This window comes from Hellea balneolensis DSM 19091 (genome assembly GCF_000428525.1).
Classification (GTDB): Bacteria; Pseudomonadota; Alphaproteobacteria; order Caulobacterales; family Maricaulaceae; genus Hellea; species Hellea balneolensis.
In genome coordinates this window covers 17,552-35,723 of sequence record NZ_AUAC01000010.1, presented here as the reverse complement: position 1 = coordinate 35,723, position 18,172 = coordinate 17,552, and the positions used below count along the sequence as shown (strand labels likewise).

Here is an 18,172-nt window from a genome sequence, read left to right as displayed (position 1 = left end):
TATGCGAGATTATGGATGTGTCTGAATTGGGCTATATGTGACGGCTTAGATATAAGGATATAACACCATTTTTACCCTTAATTTTAATTTCTAAATTGTTTAGGCGTTAATCCGAAATGCCTTTTAATGGCCGTAGAAAAATTACTTTGGTGCCCAAATCCTACTTTGGCGGCTATATTAGTAATAGACATATCTGTTTGTTGAAGAAGACGTTTGGCTTCTTCTAACCTCTGTTCTTGAATGAAATCAGAAACGGATTTTCCATATTTAATTTTGAATCCATAAAATAGTTTATTTCTATTTATCCCTAACCTCCGGCTTAGCTCTGTAATACTTGGTGCTGGTGCATATTCTGAGAGAAGAATATTATGCGCTTCTGCGAGTGCTGAAGAGTCTTTACTAGAAAGTTTTACGCTTGGTAAGTTCGTAGGAGAATAAATCAAAAAGTCTAAAGCATGGCAAATAAGTTCAAGACATCTCGACTCGATGTAAACCATGCGCATCACGCCTTTTAGCTGGGTCTTCAAAATATCTGCTGTGATAGCATTTAATCTTGACGTGAAATCATAATATTCATGAAAGCTAATCGTATCGGATAACTCGAATGCGTCCTGTAAAAGGTTCGGTAAGTTATCATACGCATCGCCGGATATTTGCTCTATGAGCTCTTTTTTACAGCAAATGGTGACCCAAGCTGAACGCTTATTTTTTGGGATACGTTCGATGACTTCAGCATCTGGTTTATTGTTAATGATACGCCAAGATGGAGTCACAACTTTCACGGATTTGTCTTTTGATAATTGCATCTCAATATCTATCGAGAGGCTGAAGTTAAACCGAACGTATGTTCCATCACAGATATGAAATTTGTGATCCTGAAACCATACGCTATCAACAATGATAATCTTCAAATCACGATTTAAGTTTAAGAACTCAATTCTTCCAGAACATGTTTCGTCATCGCTTTCAACTTGACTAATTTTCCCAAAATCGCTTTGGACTTCCAGACTTTTAGTGGCTTTCGGACTTAGGAGTTTTGGAGCTATTGAGTCGAAGTTTTCCCAATTAAAGACTATTTTTCGGTGTGTGTTCATGAAGTTTATATGACCATATATTTGTGATCGCTATCAAGTATTGAGTTGATAATTCGATTATAAAATAATGCGTTTCGCATAATGAAATCTGAAGTAGGCATAAGACATTTATCAAGAAACTGAGTGATTTTCCGACTGGTAGGGAACAGACTGAAGGGAAAATATTATGCTAAAAATAACAAAGTTGAAATGGTTGATGGCGACGTCTGTCATATCGCTATCAATGTCTCCTTCTTTCGCGCAAGCTCAAAGTTCAGAGGCGCAAGCAGGCCGTATTACTGATGAAATCATCGTAACAGCGCGTAAAAAAGAAGAAACGATTCAGCAGGCTCCTTTAGCTGTTAGTGCTGTAACAGGAGCGCAGCTTGAGCGCGCTGGCATTGATTCATTTGATGAGGTTTTGAATGTTATTCCAAATGCAGGGCAATCAGGCGGTATTGGTGGTTCTATTCAAGGACTTATTAGTATTCGGGGTATCTCCACGCTTGTGCGTTTCGTGGGGCTTGAAACCGGTGTCGGGTTTTATGTGGACGGGGTCTATATGGGACGTCCGGAAAATTTCAATCAGGACTTAATCGATATTGAGCGTGTCGAAGTACTTAGGGGGCCGCAAGGCGCTCTGTTCGGGAAAAATACGATCGCTGGCGCCATCAATATTATTACAAGAGACCCTAGCGAAACGCTGACTGGCGTTGTTGAGGCGCAGTATGGGGACTATAATCATGCACGTCTAAGGGGACATATTAGCGGGCCAATTTCTGATACTGTAAGCGCATCACTTTCAGGTGGTTACACATCAAGAGACGGCTTCGTAAAACATTTGACTGACGGAAAAGATCTTGACGATGCAAACTTGACAACATTACGCGGGAAAATAAAATTTGCAGCATCAGACAGTTCAGAGTTTATACTTTCCGCAGATTACCTAAAAGATGACAGCAACCCTTCATTTTTTGAGGTTAGTCAGTTCGGCCTTGCACCATTTGGGACCGCAGAAGATCAAGCCTCTTTGACGACGCCATTCACCACAAATAATGAGTTTGAAAACTCACTGGAGCGCGACATTTGGGGGGCGTCTCTCACAGGTAATGTGGCTGTTGGCGACGGTGACCTTGACATCGTTCTGGGTTATAGAAGCTCCGAGTTTCAAGCCTCACTGGACGATGACAAGACATCTTTGGAAATCTTTCCGGATCGTTTTAGCCAAGACACAGAAGCCCTGTCTGCCGAAATCCGTTATAGCGGTGACTTGGGTGACAAGCTTGATTATGTCGTAGGCGCTTATTATTACAATCAAGACGCAAGCGGGATCGGTGATTTTGCTGGCGGGAGAGATTTGTTTGAGATTGCTTTTGCGACCGTTGTACCAAACCCAGTTCCAATTCTTCTGACGAGTTCTGTTGACTCCGAGAGTATAGCGATCTTTTTTAATACGAATTATGCGATTGCGGAAAATTTAAATCTTGAGGTCGGAGGCCGTTGGGTTTCCGAAACTAAAGATGCAACGCATGTTCAGCAAGATTTTACAGGTTTATTTGGCAATACTGATTTTGCGATTAAGCGAACGGATAGCGACTTCGCACCCACAGTCTCTCTTTCATATGATGTAAATCCAGATAACACATTCTACGTAAGATATGCAGAAGGGTTTAAAAGCGCTGGATTTAACACAGATTTTGTGACAGCGGGTGTATCAAACTTAGAAGTCGATCCTGAATTTGCAACAGCTTATGAAGTCGGCTTAAAGAGCACGTTTGCAGATGGCCGCGCCCGCTTGAACCTTGCAGCATTTACCACTGATTATAAAGATTTACAGCTTTCACAAATCGTGGGCGGTGGCGTTTCCTTAACCAATGCTGCGGAGGCGACTATTTCCGGCTTTGAAGCCGAACTTGTTACGAGTTTAAATGATTATTTTGATGTAAATGCAAGCCTTGGGTATCTCGACGCAACGTATGACGCATTTGAAAACTGCCCTGTTGGCGGCGGTATAACTGTAGCGCCGGTATCTAATTGTGCGGGCAATAGACTGAACCTCGCACCAGAATTAACGACAGCAGTAGGCGGCCAATTTACATATCCTGTAAGTTTTGGGTCATTAACTGCGCGCGTTGACGTCAATCACAGAAGTGAAGTCTTTTTCGAACCTCAGAATGAAAGACGATTGAGTGGTGATGATAGAACGCTCGTAAACTTGCGTGCCGGTCTCCAAACGGATCAATGGTCCCTTATTGCGTGGGCGAAAAACTTGACGGATGAAACCTATGTCAATTTTGCAGATGACCGATCCGCTATTACCGTAAATACAACACAATCATTTGGAGCGCCGCGGACTTACGGTGCAACATTACGTTATGATTTTTAGTCTTTGGAACCAGTAATATGTCAGGGTTAATCACTGAAAATGGGTCGATAGAAATCGGAACGTTAAATGTCGCATTCAACTATATCACACGCAGTAAAAACACGATTATATTTATCCATGGAAACTCTGCTGCTAAGGATGTTTTCGAAGGACAGTTAAAGTTTTTTAGCGAAAAAGGTTATAGCGTTCTTTCGATTGACTTGCCGGGCCACGGAGAGTCTTCAAACTCACATGATCCTGAAGTTGATTATAATTTTCCCGCTTTCGCCCTTCTTGTTAAGAAAGTACAGGATGCCTTGGGGATTACGTCCCCTCTAATCGTTGGGTGGTCGCTTGGGGGGCACATTGCTATAGAAATGGCCGGTCGGGGCTTTGATCTGTCAGGGGCTATGATTTTTGGTACGCCGCCCATAGGACCGGGTTTGGATGATTTTGAGTCGGCTTTCATACCTAGTGCTGCAATGGCTGTGACGTTGAAAGAGGATCGTTCAGAGGAAGATGTGAAGACATATGTCAGCGGTCTTTATGGCTCTTTGACGCCGCTACCAGACACTTATCTAGACCTCGCTGCACGTACAGATCCCGCTATGGGAGCACATGTGGGCGCGCATTGGTCTAGTGGAGAGCAAGGATGCCACCAGAAGACCGTTGTCGCAGGCTGGCAGAAACCTTTTTGCGTCATTCATGGCGACCAAGATGCTTTCGCTTCGCAAGCCTTTATACAGAATGTAAGGTGGGGCAATTTATGGCAAGAAAAAGTCATCGTTATGGAGGGGGTTGGGCATGCGCCTTTCATCGAGGTCCCTGAAAAATTCAACGAAATCTTGTCTGAGTTTGCAAATAATGTGTTTTCCGGACGGTCAGTTTAATGGGAAAGACCGCGTTGATTGATAGAGCTCTCGAACATGAAGTCATGGGGTGGAGGCAGGCCATTCACGCGCATCCCGAAATGGCGTTTGAAGAAATAGAAACTTCTACACTTGTTATCACAGAGCTTAAGAAATCTGGCTATAAGGTTAAAACCAATATTGCTAAGACAGGCGTCGTGGGTACGATTATCTTCGGAAAAGGTCCGAGTATCGCCTTGCGGGCAGATATGGATGCCCTTCCGATAGAAGAGCAAAATGACGTGGCCTACGCGTCAAAAACATCAGGTTGCATGCATGCTTGCGGCCATGACGGCCATACAGCGATCATGTTGGGCGTAGCTAAATCTTTGGCGGGACGGACAGATCTAAAAGGGACATTGCATATAATATTCCAACCCGCCGAGGAAAATGAAGCGGGCGCGCGCGCAATGATCGAAGCGGGTTTATTGGAAGATTATGAAATCGATGCCATTTACGCCTTGCATAATATGCCAGGTCTACCTGTGGGGCAGATGAAAGTTCGCCCGGGCGCTATGCTGGCTTCATTCGATAAATTCGATATTTCGATCACAGGGCAAGGTGGTCACGGTGCGTTCCCTGAACTCGCCCAAGACTCCATTCTTATTGCTAGTCAGCTTGTCATGGCTTTAAACATGATTGTGTCGCGAAATATTGCAGCAACCGAACCTGCTGTTTTAAGTGTTGGGCATTTCGAAGCCATGGGCACCTATAATGTCATTCCGGAGTTCGTGAAAATCATGGGATCTTGTCGAAGCTTATCTCCTGATACACGGCAGACTCTAAAACAGAGTGTTATTAAAACATGTGCGGGCTTTGCCGCTGCTCATGATGTAAAGATCGTGTGTGATTATCAAGATGGCTATCCCGCGCTGATAAATACTCCGCAAAATACAGATATTGTTATTGAGGCGCTAATTGATGTCGCTGGTGAGGACAATGTGGATATAGACTTCGACCCAATTATGGGGTCTGAAGACTTCGCCTTCTTTTTAGAGAAACTTCCAGGGTGTTACTTTCTGCTCGGAAATGGTGAAGACTCAAGCCCTATTCACACACCTACTTATAACTTTAATGACGAAGCATCAAAATATGGCATCGCGGCATTCGTCAGAATTATAGAGCTAGCTATGTCCTCGAAGCACCCATGATTTTTAAGGATTATCTGCGCGTCCACAGTGCGCATGAGCTTTTTACCGATGAAAGAGCGGGGGCCGACCAATCAAAACCATAGGCCTTTGCAAGCGAGTCCTATTTTGGTTTGACGATTTCCCGCGAATATGTCTTCAGCCTCCGTTTATCGACATGGGCATAGCGAAGAGGTGTATAAGGTATCTTTGAGGAAGATGCATTTTTTCTCAAAAAGACTATGAGTCCTATCAATGACTTACACGATCTCAATATCAAGAAAAAGATGACTCTTCCAGATCGATATAATGTGTAAAGTCTATATAAAATAATTCCTTACGACTGTAAGATTAGACTTTATGGTATGTTTGAAATTGAACTCGCGGCACACCCAACTTTCTCATTTCCTTGGATAGATAAACAGTGGGTAGAATAACTCACCACACAGCGCGAGACCTTACAAGCGGAGCTGGACGCATTGCTCGCCACGGGCTGTAATGACCCGGCAGCGGGCAGTAATGTCACCTTCCTCCACAGTGACCATCTGGGCCGTCCGAAATTCGCGACCAATGCCGATGGAGACATTGTCTGGGACGAAGGCATCACGACACCCTTCGGCATCCAAATCACAGCCATGGCCGCCCAAACCCAAGCCCTCATGTTCCCCGGTCAATATCAAGACCTGGAAACCACAGGCGCAGGCGTGACCCTCTCCCATAACTGGCACAGAACATATGACCCGATGCTAGGGCGGTATCTACAGAGTGACCCGATAGGCCTTGCAGGCGGGCTGAATAGATATGCTTATGTGGGGGGTAATCCGGTGAGCTTTGTGGACCCAAGCGGGCTAATATTACCGCTCATTGTTGGAGGAATTATTACCGGGGCAGGTGTTGATTTCGCCGGTCAAGTGCTTGGAAACATAGCAAACGGGAACCCAGCATTTAGTAACCTTGATGGCAGATCAATTTTAACTGCCGGTGTTGCTGGTGGATTAGGTGGGCCAGCAGGCGCATTGGTTAAGGGTGTTTTTGGTAAGGCTATCTTAAGCGGTGCCGTAACAGGCGCAGTTTTTGAATTTCAACAGGAATGTGCCACACTAGAAAGTATAACAGAGCAAGCACTAATTGGTGGGATACTTGGTGGTTCTTTCCAAAAAATAGGAAATGGTATTAGGTCCAGTTTCCGAAATTTGAACAATATTAAGAGTTCCTCAAATAGAAACTTAATGCAACCTTTTAGCGGACCATATGCTGATACCGCCGGTAACAATATTCCACCGTTAGTATCGATTGGTGGATATACTGGTAGTACAGCTTTTAATGAAGCTCGAAATAGGTGATTTATTTTGAATGTAAAAAAATATATTATTAATGTAATTCAATACTTGCTTGTACCTTTTGCCGCAATTTTTTTTATAAACCTCTTTTTTTATAAACGCAGCTTGTTGGACTCATTAATTTCTGGCGTTGTAGTAATGTTTATGCTGGGGTGTTTGATAGGAACAATTTTGTTGTATGCAAAACTCACAAAATAATTGCTGAGTATCGTCAAAGCCGTCGCGGGCGAAGCTGCCATTCACTATCATTATGACGGCGAAGGCCGCTTAATATCTGAGACCGATGCGGTCACAGGCGAGACCATACGGGAATATGTCTGGCTTGGCTTAACGCCCATCGCGAGTTTCGGGGCTGCCAATGATAATAATCCGGAGGACTGCACGGATAAGATTGCCGCGCTTGAAGCGGATATAGCCGACCGCACCACGCGGATTGATAATAATGCGGCGCGGATAGTCGAACTGGATGATTTGGCGGCGGATAAGCAAAACCGTATCGACAATAATGCCGCCCGTATCACAGAGCTTGGCGCGCTGATAACGGATAAGCAGTCCCGCATCGACAGGAATGCCGCCCGTATCACAGAATTGGAAGCGCTGATTGTCGATAAACAAAACCATATCGCCGCGCTTAACCCTGAAACCCGCGCCGAGCGCATCGCAGAGCTGGAAGCCCTCATCATCACCCATCAGGAGCGGATTGAATTTCTGACCACCCGAAATCGGGAATTGGCCGCGCTTATTACCGCGCATGAAACGCGCATAACAGAGCTGACCACGCGCAATACAGAGCTTGCGGCTCTGATAACCGCGCATGAGACGCGTGTTACGGAACTCACCGATAGAAATGCAGAACTTGCAAGCCTGATAACTGGGCATGAAGAGCGGAGTGTCTTTTTAACCGAGCGTAATGAGGTGCTCACCACACAGCGCGAGACCTTACAAGCGGAGTTGGACGCCCTGCTCGCCATGGGCTGTAATGACCCGGCAGGGGGCAGCAATGTCACATTCCTCCACAGTGATCACCTGGGACGTCCTAAATTCGCGACCAATGCCAATGGAGAGGTTGTCTGGGATGAAGGCATCACCACGCCATTCGGCATCCAAATCACGGCCATGGCCGCGCAAACCCAAGCCCTGATGTTCCCCGGTCAATATCAAGACCTGGAAACCACAGGCGCAGGCGTGACGCTAAGCCATAACTGGCACAGAACATATGACCCGACGCTGGGACGGTATCTGCAAAGCGACCCGATAGGATTGGCGGGTGGACTTAATAGATATGCCTATGTCGGCGGGAATCCTTTGAGTTATATTGACTCAGAAGGATTGACAGACAGAAAATGGCCTCAAGGTAAGCTAATTATAGAACCAGGTGGACAAATTGATGGATGGGCGAGAGATACCAAAAACCCCTTTACAGGTCTGCAGGAAATTCAATGCGGTTGCGGTAACGAGTTGCCTCCGAATGGTAAAGACGTTGATTTTATATTTATGCCGTCTGATTCTACTAATCAGTACGGGGCTTCAACAAACATAATCAAATTTTTTGGAACTATGAGGGTATCTGCATCAGGCCGTCGAAATTCTGGGTTTCTTCCATGGTTGGGTAATAAAACAGGGTTAAGGCGGTCAAATTATCAAGAAAGTAATTATGATTATATAGTCGCTCTAGGCTCTAATAATCCTGACTGTCAAAAGCTATTTTCTAAATTTCCTATTGCGGTTCAATTACGAGGGGCACTTGGGCCTGCTGATATTAGAAGAGGAAATGGATATACAGAATGAAAAAAAGCTTCATCCGTTTTATTGCCTCAATTTTTGTATTAATTGCTCTTGTTCTTATAAGTGGCCTGTGCGTCCTGTTTTATCTTGAATGGGATGATACACGTGCCGCTCGAAAACTAGTAAATCAACTAAATAGCCTCAATCATGTTGAAAGTTACTACATAGAACGACAATTTGAAGATAATTTATGGGCAAAAGTTTGGTTTAAAGATGGTTATTATCTCGATGCGCCCGGAGTTTCAAAATTTTATATAACTCAAGATAAAATAGTCATTCAGCAAATTGGCTCTAATAAGTTTTCGTGTGAGAAAGCGTCCCCCAGTTTAAGTGATATTTATAGAACAATATTTGATATAAAGGGTTCAAGCACCGAAGTTATTCTTAAAGATATTAGAAATTTAACCACAGCAGTTGACACAATATTTGAAAAAGAATCCTCAGTTATAATTCAAGGAACCGACATTCATGGAGAGGAGTATACAAACAACTGTACCATTCATATGGTAACTATTCCTCAACGTCCTAAAGAGAACCAAATTATAATTGACCGACGTGGCTGATGGCTTGCTATACTTACGACATGTCCGAGCAGCGCATTGTCAAAGCCGTCGCGGGCGAAGCGGCCATTCATTATCATTATGACGGGGAAGACCGCTTGATATCTGAGACCGATGCCGCCACAGGCGAAACCTTGCGTGAATATGTCTGGCTTGGCTTAACGCCTGTGGCCACTTTCGGAGCGGCCAATGATAATACGCCCACAGAGGACTGCACGGATGAGATTGCTGCGCTTGAGGCGGATATTGCCGATCGCACCACGCGCATTGATAATAATGCCGCGCGGATAATCGAGCTAGGTGATTTGGCGGCGGATAAGCAAAGCCGTATCGCGGCCAATGCGACCCGTATTACGGAACTTAGCGAGCTTATTACCGATAAGCAAAGCCGCATTGATAATAATGCGGCGCGTGTCACCCAGCTTGTTGATCTGATAGAGGATAAGCAGTCCCGTATCACGAATAATGCTGCTCGCATCACAGAGCTGGAAGCGCTGATTGTCGATAAGCAAAACCGTATCGCGGCGCTTAACCCTGACACCCGCGCCGAGCGCATAGCAGAGCTCGAAGCTTTAATCATCACCCATCAAGAGCGCATTGTCTTTCTAACGGACAGAAATGCGGCACTGGCCACCCTCATCACAGGGCATGAGGTGCGGATTGAAGAACTCACGCTTCGCAATGCTGAGCTAGCCACGCGCATCACCGCGCATGAGACCCGTATAGGGGAACTGACAGAGCGAAATGATGTCTTAATGACTCGCACGGCAGAGCATGAAGAGCGCATTGTTTTTCTGACAGAGCGTAATGAAGTGCTCACCACACAGCGCGAGACCTTACAAGCGGAGTTGGACGCCCTGCTCGCCACGGGCTGTAATGACCCGGCAGGGGGCAGCAATGTCACCTTCCTGCATAGTGATCATCTGGGACGGCCCAAATTTGCGACCAATGCCGATGGAGACATCGTTTGGGATGAAGGTATCACCACACCCTTTGGCATCCAAATCACAGCCATGGCCGCCCAAACCCAAGCCCTCATGTTCCCCGGGGTTTTGTCACGTTAAGTGGACTGGCCGTTATTTCTCTTTAATTGCGTTTCTAAACGCACGCTGATGCCGTCACGAAATTCCATTCTAAATTAGCTTTTTGTCTGAATTTCCGGAGTGTGTTTCTTGAGATAAGGTGGCGTCGGAGATTGAAGAGATTGTAGATTTGGCTGTGGGCTGAAAGCAGTTTTTGAGCGTTCCTGACCGATCTAAACTTCTGAGATTTTCGTTCTCTTCTTCGTACTGGAACATGAGAGCATTCTGCGCGATTATTCTTCCTACCTCCTACGTCATGGAGTTCTTTCAGACCTAAGAGTTTGAGGGCTGCTCCATAAGAACCAAGTCTATCAGTCACAATCCGTTTTGGTTTTATGCCTTGGTTTCTAAGCAGTTTGCGGAGCAATCGAGTGGCCGCCTTGGTGTTGCAGCGGTACTGAATGACGACATCCAATACCGTTCCTTCGTCATCAACCGCTCGCCAAAGATAAACCATCTTTCCATTTATGTTGGTATAGACTTCATCCAAATGCCAGACAGGTGAGGGTGGTTCGGATCGAGACTCTATCCGTTTTGCATATGTGGTCCCGAACTTGTCAACCCATCCGCGGATGGTTTCGTACGAAACGTCGACACCGCGCTCGATCATCAGCTCTTCTACGTCCCGGAAGCTGAGGTTAAACCGGAATTACATCCAGACGGCACGCCGAATAATGTCCGGATGGAAGCGATGGCGAGAATAGATTGAGGTTTTCATCGCTTGTGCTTAGCGGAATATCTGAAAACTGGCATTAACGTGACAAAGCCCTTTTTAATTGTGCGCTCTGAAAGATCTAAGCCCGAATCTACAATAGCGGTTTCAATTCGTTTGATTGCGCCATTTTTCATATCACTTTGGTCATATCTATAGGGTTTGTTGGAACCCATCGCATGGATTAACGTCAATAAACTGGATAACTTCTTAGGGTTTATTATGCTCTCTGTTTCCGAAGAGCGTTCTACAGGTGCCGCAGTGGTAGTTGGTGATGAAGCAGTTTTATCACTTTGTGATCCTTGAAAATATGCCACACAAGATTCAAGTTTTTGGGGAATTATTAATTCCAACTTTTTCATCCATTTTATAAGTTCAAGTGGAGTAGGGTTTTTTTCGAACACACCTGTTGCATCCAACAATATGTATCTGTCTGAGAACTCTAAGAAGAATGGATACCAAGAACGGGAAAAAGCAGTATGTTCGTATAAGTTTTTAAGTCGGCTTACTAATCCGGGCTGAGGACAAAACCCCATAGAAAGAATAACAGATTCAAACGGAGACCATTTAAATTTTTTTCCCCAATATTTAAGGTCCTTCCTATCAAGAGCAATCGGAATTTCATGAACGCTGGCCAATTCCCACTCGACATCCGAAATTTCATCTATTTCAAGGCATTTCTGTTGAAGACTTTCCGTGCTGAGAGCGTTTAAGAAATCATAAGCTAACTCTGTAGCAATGTGATCTGCTGGCTCCATGCTATCAACATTGTCATCCCACAGGTCGTCCTCTGAAAGAAAAATAGGGTCTGTGGCCGTGCTTGGGTCGTCAATTTCTTCAATATCCCAGCTGGTTGCTAATATTATTAGAGTAGGTTCGTTTACTAGCTGATATAGAATTTTACGAATGTATTGATTCCTCATTCGTGTATTGTGGGCCATATAGCGTGAAAATTGAACATTTATCTTTGAAGGCTACTTTATTTCAAAAATTCAGACTACCAATCTGCAATTTTCACGCGTTCTTCCCAATATAGGCTTCGATTATATATCCCTCGTACAACATTCCGATCTTGTCGGGCGCAATATGCTTCAATAGCATCAGGGTTCCAAAGCCCGCTTTCATTCGCAAATGTAGAGAATGTCGCGCGAAAGCCATGTGCAACCACGATTTCAGGCCCAAATCCAATGCGCCGCAGGGCTTGGTTTAGGGTGCTATCGCTAATTGGCTTTTTAGAATTGCTTTGCGATGGAAATAGCCACTCACTCCATCCCGTTATTTCTTTGAGTTCTAACAGAAGGTTGAGAGCCTCTTGGCATAATGGCACATGATGTGGGCGTCGCATTTTCATACGTTCGGCATCTAGGCTCCATACTTTATTTTCAATATCGAATTCATGCCATTTAGCTTTTCGTATCTCGCCGGGTCTTGAGGCAAAAAGCATGAGAAGTTTTAAGGCTATGCATGTTTCGGGTTTGCCGTGATAAACCTCCAGCGCTTTAAGGTAACGTTTGAGCGTTGGTTTATCCGTTATTGCCGCGCGATGTTTCACGGTTGGTTTTATTGTGGCGTCTTTCAAAGCATAAGTTGGATCATTTTCAGCAATACCCGACGCGATGGCGTAACGGAAAATAGCCCCGATTGTTGATCTCAGCCGTCCTACAGTCTCATAGTGACCCTTTTCTTCTCGCTTTCTAAGCGTTGTTAAGATGGTTTGAGCGCTGATTTCATGAATGGGTTGATTGCCAAAGTCTGCATTGGCCATTTTGATAAACCAATCCTTCTTTTTCAGAGTTTCAGCAGACTTTCCCTCTTTAACCAGCTTATCACGATATTTCGCGGCGATATTGGCAAAGCTGTGCTCTGATTGTGCCTTGGCTTCATTTTGGTCTTTTTTACGTTCCTGAGACGGGTCAATGCCTTGTTCTAATAGGGAGCGGGCATCATCTCGCAATTGTCGAGCTTGTTTGAGGGTCACATAAGGGAATTTACCAAAGGATAGGCGGTTTTCTTTTTTGTTGAACCTATACTTAAATTTCCAGAGCTTTGAGCCCTTGGCAGTCACCAGAATAAACAAGCTATCATAGTCAGAGACTTTGTAAGGCTTAGCTTTGGGCTTCAGAGCTCGGATTTTTGCATCTGTTAACGGCATAAGCCTAAAAAAGACCCCCAAATTAGCGGGGGTCTAAAAATTGAACCCCCTAAAAGACCCCCAATTCCTTAGGATTTGGAAATACAACATGTGACCTGTTAGGAGGTAATATACACAAAAGTCATTGTTTTTCAATGATTTTTAGGTCTTTACAGGATGGCTTGGGATGTTTAAGTGGTGCCCCCATACGGAGTAGAACATTTTGGTAATTTCTATCTAAAACAATTGGTTAGGGCGGTCAAGAATCCAAAAAGTAGCCCACCCAATAGGCTGTTTTGTGTCCCATTTTTGAACTAGTTAATTCTGCAATATTGAAGATTGCATTATGTATCATTATGTGATACATAATTGAAGTGATACAGAGTGTAAAAGGCAAGTTAGCGGAACGCGCCATGGCGGGTTCATTCGGGAAAGGTTTCCCGTCTGACTTGGTGAAACGTACGCGAGCCATGCTTACAGCGCTAGATGCGGCTGTTGAATTGGAGGACTTGCGCTTTCCGCCGGGCAACCATTTGGAAGCCCTTAAGGGTGATAGAGCCGGGCAACATTCTGTAAGAATTAATCGGCAGTGGCGGATATGTTTTCGCTGGACGCCAAATGGTCCCGCTGATGTCGAGATTGTCGACTATCATTAGAGGAGATGGATATGAGCTTGTTACAAAACCCGATGCACCCCGGCGAAGTGCTAAAAGAACTCTATCTCACCCCGCTTGAGATGAGTGCCATCGCGCTGGCTAAACGCTTAGGTGTTCCGCGTACTCGTATTGAGCGCTTAGTAAAGTGTGAAACACGCATGACACCTGATACGGCGTTGCGTTTGTCTAAGGCTTTTGGAACAACGCCAGCCTACTGGATGAACATGCAAGTCAATCATGACTTGGTCGCGGTTAAGGCGACCACTGATGTGTCAGGGATTGAGCCGCTAGTTGCGGCTTAGATATCTGCCCAACTCAAATTATATTTCGCCAGATATTTTTTCAGCCTGTCTGAGTCATTTTGTGTTTTGCGTTTTTCGCGTGAAACAGCGAAGAGCTTACGTCCTGCATCACTCAGATTATCCGATTGGCGGCACACATTTATAGAATTGGCCAACGATGGACGATCAAACGGGTCTACCTCGCTCAATTCTTCTTGTGTCATAACTGTAAGAAGTGTTTCTTCTGCGGGGTCGCTAGATTTAAGTCTCCAGCCTTTTTTTAGCCGCTCGATTTCGCGCTCGACGCTTTCTAATTGAATCCGGGAGCCATCAGCGAAAGTGCATAGCCGTGTGACTGATGCGGCAAGGTCTCTGAAATTTGCCGCCCACTTTGCATCCGCAGACAGCGCATATTTAAGATAGGCTTGCCGAGCTTCTTTATTCAGAGTCATTTTCCGGTTGTTACTGGAGCTAAATTTCGAAAGCTCAAATTCGAGATTTGGTTCGATATCCTCACGTCGGTCTTTCAGACCTGGCAGGGTGTAACTCCACATATCAATGCGGGCGAGCAGGTCTTCACGAAATATTCCGCGCGCGACTAATTCGGTCAAGTCAGCTGTCGTGCCAGCGATCAGTTGGAACTCACTTCTGACTTCTTGGTCGCCGCCGACGGGATAAAATTTCTGTTCTTCGAGAGCGCTCAATATCATCGCCTGTTCATCAAGACCCAACGCTTCAATTTCATCCATGAATATAAGTCCCTTATGGGCTGTTCGTAACAAGCCCGCACGGTCCTTAATCGCTCCAGCATAGGCTCCGCGCTTATGGCCAAAGAGCGATGACATCGCGGTATCCCCTCGCAGCGTTGCGCAATTCACGCTGACGAAATCACCTTCAATCTGATGGCGACGCTTTTTTAGCTCAAATATGCGCCGCGCCAGGAGTGACTTACCTGCACCCGTGGGGCCGGAGATTAAAACAGGATTCGTGGTCCGAATGGCGACTTGCTCGATTTCATCAATCATAGCATTAAAGGCCGCATTGCGCGTTGGTATGCCAGACTTGAGGAACGAGGTATCGCTTTCACGTTCCGTCTCAAACCGCTCGGAAAGACGGTCATATTTCGATAAGTCGAGGTCGATGACAGAGACTTTGCCTGGTCCTCCCTTATCGCGTTTACGTGGCGGCGAGAGCTGTAAAATCTTTCCCGGCAGATAACGCGCTTCATTCAGAAGAAAGAGACAAATCTGGGCGACATGTGTGCCAGTTGTGATGTGGAGGAGGTAGTCTTCATCATCCGTATTAAAGCGATAAAGCGAAGCAAAATCGAACAAAGCTTCATAAACTTCCTCGAGGTCCCACGGATTATGTAGCTCCATTTCGTTGATGACGACTTCTGTATCGGGAGAGACTAGTGCAATATCGTCTTTAATTTGCTGCGCTATGGCCATGTGTTTGGGGTCAGATAAGAGCTCAAAGCGGTGGATAAGAAAGTCATCCTGACGGCAGAGGTCAACAGAAGGCCGCCACCGTTCCCAGCGCGCAACGCCCTTGCCGTTATCGAGGTTGATTCCTAAAAATCCTATCGCGACATTCTTCTTCATGTATATACAGTAATATAAACAACTCTAAAAATATATATGAAAAACAAGTTTTCATGAGAAAACCTAGCAGGATATCTTCAAGAAAACCATAAAATATCAAATAAAAACAATGAGGTAATGATTTTCCTCAAAAAAGCATTTCTCACTTCGTCCGACCAATCGCATCTTCATCACTGTTGAAAGACGGAAAAGATAGGCAGGCCAATAGGGGTCCTGCGTACAACAGCAAAATAGTCGGCGGCTTTGTCAATATGGGCAGAGCCGCCGGAGTGAAGAATGGAGATTAAAATGGCGAACAAATCAATGTTTGCTTCAGTGCGAGGAAAGTTACTCCCAGCCGCGACAGTCTTAAACGCTGCGGGCGGAAAAGCTTTTGACCTAAGCCCGCGCCAGAAACTGGCGCAGCTTGCGGTGACTGGCTGCCTGAACGGAACATTCTATGCGTCTGCGCAAGATCAGCTTTCTGAAGTCTTGGAATTGACTAAGACCTTAGAGCCTGAGTTCATTGCGAAAACAGCTATCTATGCGCGTAAGAGCGGCTTTATGAAAGATATGCCAGCCTTGTTGCTCGCATGTTTGACAGTGCCTAACGGTATGGGCGAAATGCGCTCCGATCTCGTTGCGCCTGTTTTTCATCAAGTCATTGATAACGGTAAGATGCTCCGAAACTTTGTCCAAATCATGCGCTCTGGCGTTGTTGGACGTAAGTCTCTTGGAACAGCGCCTAAGCGTTTGGTTCAAAACTGGCTTTTAAAGGCGAGTGACCGTGATTTGATTAAAGCTTGTGTCGGTAATGACCCGTCATTGGCCGACGTCATTAAGATGGTTCATCCAAAGCCTTTGACGGCTGACCGTGAAGCTTTGTTTGCATACTTAATTGGACGCGAGCACGAATTTTCGAAACTGCCGCAATCTATCAAGGACTTTGAAGTCTTTAAAGAGCGCGGCGGTAAGGTTGTTCCGGACGTTCCGTTTCAGATGCTGACGGCATTAAAGCTTAATGCAGATCACTGGACACAGATTTCTGAGCGAGGTGGATGGCATATGGTTCGCATGAACTTGAACACATTTGCTCGTCACGGCGTATTCAAACGCCGCAAAGCCGTTAAGGCGATTGCGAAACGTTTGAGCGATGTTGACGCTATCCGCCGGGCCAAAGTGTTCCCATATCAGATCATGGCTGCCTATATGGCGTCTCAGAAGTCTGATTTGCCGAGCGAAATCGTAGAGGCTTTGAAAGAAGCGCTTGAGATTTCACTGGAAAATGTTCCGAGCTTTGGCGGCAATGTCGTTGTTTGCCCGGATGTATCTGGCTCTATGAGCTGGTCAGTTTCTGGTTACCGCAAAGGCGCAACATCAGCAGTCCGCTGCATTGATGTTGCTGGCCTCATGGCGTCTGTTGTCTTGCGCAATAGCGAAACAGCCAAAGTGCTGCCTTTCGAGGTCTGCGTGGCAGATGTGAAGCTGAATGCAAAAGATGATGTTTTGACCAATGCCGCAAAGCTTTCAACTATTGGCGGCGGCGGTACAAATTGCGCTGCGCCTTTGGTTCACTTGAACCGGCGTCGGGGCAACGTCGATTTGCTGATCATCGTATCAGACAATGAAAGCTGGGCCAGCGCACAAGGTGGACGGTCAACAGCTTTGATGCGTGAATGGGAGCGGCTTAAGGCCCGTAACCCAAAGGCGCAGATGATCTGTATCGACATCGTGCCGAACACAACAACTCAGGCTGTTAGCCGTGCAGATATCTTGAATATTGGTGGATTTTCCGACCGCGTTTTTGATGTCATCGGACAGTTTACAAAAGGAAATTCTGGTTCCGACCACTTTGTGGCTGAAATCGAAAAAACAAACATAAGGAGTATAAACTAAGGCTCAAGTCTGGAAGAGATGAAGTGGCCGCGAATGCCGAGTGCTATAAGGACTACATTTTAGGTATGTATAGTCTCGCTCGAATTTTTGTCGCGTCCACTTTCTTTCTTCATTCACATGGCAAATGCTGTGAAGATTACATCGGTTGAAAGCGACGTCGCTTCGGCACGTCGTAAAGGCAGGTTTAATTCCTGCGGCTCTTCACAAAACTTGTTGCCATGGCTTGGATATAGATTTTGACGAATGCCTTAGAGACTACATTGGTAGACGCGCCGCGAGAGCGGTTCCTTGAGAAAGGAAGTGAAGGTTCAAGTCCTTCCATCAGAAATGATGTGGCGGAAGACATGTCTCTAGCAAAACTTGTCGTCATTTAGACATATCGACGAATGCCTGTGGAACTACATTGAATATCAAGGTCGCGGGTTCGAACCCCGCCTATTTTGTAATCGGTTTGCCGGAACGATCTAGTAGCTCAGTTGGTAGAGCATGATGCACCGTTTCACTCCTAACTTGTCGTCAATTTGTCGAAGAGGCCAAAATAAGAATGTCGGGCGAATGACTGTGGAACTACATTGCAACTGTCGGTGTCGCGGGTTCGAGTCCCGCCAAGAAAGCAAAAACTTTTCTTGTAGCTCAGTTTGGTAGAGCACGAATGTTTCACAATTAATTTGTC

Annotated in this window: 14 protein-coding genes, 1 tRNA gene and 1 pseudogene; 11 read left to right on the top strand and 5 right to left on the bottom strand. The window is 45.5% G+C overall.

Annotation, left to right across the window (positions count from 1 at the left end; genetic code table 11):
• Positions 1-83 precede the first annotated feature (83 nt).
• A complete protein-coding gene (locus tag F569_RS0114175; RefSeq protein WP_026942741.1) occupies positions 84-1,094 on the bottom strand; it encodes a helix-turn-helix domain-containing protein in 1,011 nt (336 codons plus the stop codon).
• A 166-nt stretch (positions 1,095-1,260) separates the two neighbouring features.
• Between F569_RS0114175 and F569_RS0114170 the strand changes: the two genes are divergently transcribed.
• The 7 genes from F569_RS0114170 (at position 1,261) to F569_RS0114130 (ending at position 10,222) form a co-directional block, all read left to right on the top strand.
• The gene (locus F569_RS0114170) at positions 1,261-3,459 is read left to right on the top strand and encodes a TonB-dependent receptor (RefSeq protein WP_034389082.1); all 2,199 of its coding nucleotides are present in this window, start codon (positions 1,261-1,263) and stop codon (positions 3,457-3,459) included.
• Positions 3,460-3,476: 17 nt separating this feature from the next.
• Complete coding sequence (locus F569_RS0114165) at positions 3,477-4,328, top strand: alpha/beta fold hydrolase (RefSeq protein ID WP_026942739.1); 852 nt, start codon at positions 3,477-3,479, stop codon at positions 4,326-4,328.
• The gene (locus F569_RS0114160; RefSeq protein WP_034389080.1) at positions 4,328-5,497 is read left to right on the top strand and encodes an amidohydrolase; all 1,170 of its coding nucleotides are present in this window, start codon (positions 4,328-4,330) and stop codon (positions 5,495-5,497) included. Before F569_RS0114165 ends, F569_RS0114160 begins: the two co-directional genes overlap by 1 nt.
• 455 nt (positions 5,498-5,952) lie before the next feature.
• Positions 5,953-6,816, top strand: a complete 864-nt coding sequence (locus F569_RS0114150; RefSeq protein WP_026942737.1) for an RHS repeat-associated core domain-containing protein — start codon at positions 5,953-5,955, stop codon at positions 6,814-6,816.
• A 195-nt stretch (positions 6,817-7,011) separates the two neighbouring features.
• The gene (locus F569_RS0114140; RefSeq protein ID WP_026942735.1) at positions 7,012-8,601 is read left to right on the top strand and encodes an RHS repeat-associated core domain-containing protein; all 1,590 of its coding nucleotides are present in this window, start codon (positions 7,012-7,014) and stop codon (positions 8,599-8,601) included.
• Entirely contained in the window at positions 8,598-9,161 is a 564-nt protein-coding gene (locus F569_RS0114135; protein WP_026942734.1) for a hypothetical protein, read from the top strand. Before F569_RS0114140 ends, F569_RS0114135 begins: the two co-directional genes overlap by 4 nt.
• Entirely contained in the window at positions 9,161-10,222 is a 1,062-nt protein-coding gene (locus F569_RS0114130) for a hypothetical protein (RefSeq protein WP_026942733.1), read from the top strand. Before F569_RS0114135 ends, F569_RS0114130 begins: the two co-directional genes overlap by 1 nt.
• A gap of 34 nt (positions 10,223-10,256) precedes the next feature.
• Here F569_RS0114130 and F569_RS18275 read toward each other — a convergent pair.
• The 3 genes and pseudogenes from F569_RS18275 to F569_RS0114115 all read right to left on the bottom strand — a co-directional run bounded on the left by F569_RS18275 (position 10,257) and on the right by F569_RS0114115 (position 13,104).
• A pseudogene (locus F569_RS18275) lies at positions 10,257-10,958 on the bottom strand (IS6 family transposase).
• Positions 10,955-11,875 carry a hypothetical protein gene (locus F569_RS0114120; RefSeq protein WP_026942732.1) on the bottom strand — a complete coding sequence of 307 codons (921 nt, stop codon included), beginning with the start codon at positions 11,873-11,875 and terminating at the stop codon, positions 10,955-10,957. Before F569_RS0114120 ends, F569_RS18275 begins: the two are co-directional and overlap by 4 nt.
• A gap of 74 nt (positions 11,876-11,949) precedes the next feature.
• Entirely contained in the window at positions 11,950-13,104 is a 1,155-nt protein-coding gene (locus tag F569_RS0114115; protein ID WP_026942731.1) for a tyrosine-type recombinase/integrase, read from the bottom strand.
• Between the two features lie 353 nt (positions 13,105-13,457).
• Here F569_RS0114115 and F569_RS0114110 point away from each other — a divergent pair, with 353 nt between their 5' ends.
• Together F569_RS0114110 and F569_RS0114105 are read left to right on the top strand one after the other, a co-directional pair.
• Positions 13,458-13,739, top strand: coding sequence for a type II toxin-antitoxin system RelE/ParE family toxin (locus F569_RS0114110; RefSeq protein WP_026942730.1), 282 nt, complete (start codon positions 13,458-13,460; stop codon positions 13,737-13,739).
• An 11-nt stretch (positions 13,740-13,750) separates the two neighbouring features.
• Positions 13,751-14,041, top strand: a complete 291-nt coding sequence (locus tag F569_RS0114105) for a HigA family addiction module antitoxin (protein WP_026942729.1) — start codon at positions 13,751-13,753, stop codon at positions 14,039-14,041.
• Here the strand turns inward: F569_RS0114105 and rtcR are convergent.
• Positions 14,038-15,624 (bottom strand): RNA repair transcriptional activator RtcR, encoded by a 1,587-nt coding sequence (rtcR, locus tag F569_RS0114100; RefSeq protein ID WP_026942728.1) that lies wholly within the window; start codon positions 15,622-15,624, stop codon positions 14,038-14,040. The two genes, F569_RS0114105 and rtcR, sit on opposite strands and share 4 nt — an antisense overlap.
• A gap of 288 nt (positions 15,625-15,912) precedes the next feature.
• Between rtcR and F569_RS0114095 the strand changes: the two genes are divergently transcribed.
• A complete protein-coding gene (locus tag F569_RS0114095) occupies positions 15,913-17,499 on the top strand; it encodes a vWA domain-containing protein (RefSeq protein WP_026942727.1) in 1,587 nt (528 codons plus the stop codon).
• Between the two features lie 469 nt (positions 17,500-17,968).
• Positions 17,969-18,106: transfer RNA gene (locus F569_RS19610), tRNA-OTHER, on the top strand.
• The last annotated feature ends 66 nt before the right edge of the window (positions 18,107-18,172 follow it).